The organism is Weizmannia acidilactici (assembly GCF_008974225.1).
Classification (GTDB): domain Bacteria; phylum Bacillota; class Bacilli; order Bacillales; family Bacillaceae_C; genus Weizmannia; species Weizmannia acidilactici.
This window is the reverse complement of record NZ_BKZR01000102.1, coordinates 1-1,205: the sequence shown is the minus strand read 5'-3', so window position 1 is coordinate 1,205 and position 1,205 is coordinate 1. Positions and strand designations below refer to the sequence as shown.

Below are 1,205 nucleotides of genomic sequence, written 5' to 3'. Positions count from 1 at the left end.
ATATATTTCAACTATATATCTTTTCCAGCAAAAATATCTATTTTTTTATAAAATTTTATGTCGAATGAAAGACATTTATCAACCGTTTCGACATGTGTTACAATGAACTTATCCATGAAAACAATAAAAAGGAAGCGATATTATGCATTTTGCAACGGTAGGTACAAGTTGGATTACATCCGCGTTCATCGACGCGGCCCGTTTATCCGGAAAATTAACCCTCGAGGCGGTTTATTCGCGCTCAAAAGAAAAGGCTGAAAAAATGGCAGCAAAGCATGACGCACCACAAATTTTCACCGATCTTGAAGAAATGGCAAAAGACGAAAAGATCGATGCAGTTTATCTCGCATCGCCGAACTCCCTCCATTTTGAGCAGGTGCTTGTTTTTTTAAAAAACAAAAAACATGTCATTTGTGAAAAGCCGATTTTTTCCAATACAGAAGAATTCAAGAAAGCATTTCAAATTGCCGAAGAAAACGGAGTATTTTTATTTGAAGCGATCCGGAATATCCATTATCCGAACGCCAAGCTTTTAAAAGAAAAGTTAAAAGATGCCGGGCAGATCAGAAGCGCCATATTCCAATATGTACAATATTCCTCCCGGTATGATGCTTTTCTTGCCGGCGAAGAGCCGAATGTGTTCTCGCGGAATTTCTCGGGCGGCGCATTGATGGATTTGGGCGTATACCCACTGTCGCTTGCCATTTATTTGTTCGGGGCCCCGAAAAACAGCCATTATTTCCCTGTACTGCTCCGGAACGGTATTGACGGGGCCGGCACGCTCGTTTTGGAATATGAGGGATTCAACATTACCGTAATTTGCTCAAAAATCTCCCATTCCTTCATTCCAAGCGAAATTCACGGTGAAAAAGGGAGCATTATTATTGAGGGCATTTCCGAATTGCAAAATATGAAGTTTGCCGATGTGCGGACGAAAGAACCTGTTTTATTTTCCGGCGAACAGGTGGAGCAGAACATGATGTACGAAATCATTGATTTTGCCGATATCATTGCGAAAAAGGACCGGAAAGCATATGAAGCATTGAAGCAGTCCAGTTTTGAAGTCCTGTCCGTCATCGAAAAATCGCGGAAACAAAACGGGATTGTTTTTAAAACCGACCGCAGTTAAGCCTGTTTTTTTCCATTAATACCTTGTTTATAATTATTATAATTTAATATTGACTTTAATATAAAATGTATTATAA

Annotated in this window: 1 protein-coding gene; it reads left to right on the top strand. The window is 39.4% G+C overall.

Annotated elements, in window-relative coordinates; translation table 11 throughout:
• The first annotated feature begins 142 nt into the window (after positions 1 to 142).
• On the top strand, positions 143 to 1,129 hold the full coding sequence (locus GBH70_RS16400; protein WP_151682012.1) for a Gfo/Idh/MocA family protein: 987 nt from the start codon (positions 143 to 145) through the stop codon (positions 1,127 to 1,129).
• The last annotated feature ends 76 nt before the right edge of the window (positions 1,130 to 1,205 follow it).

Bases quoted from the DNA above. Each gene is read 5' to 3' on its own strand.
- GBH70_RS16400 (WP_151682012.1), top strand. From the start codon at position 143: ATGCATTTTGCAACGGTAGGTACAAGTTGGATTACATCCGCGTTCATC.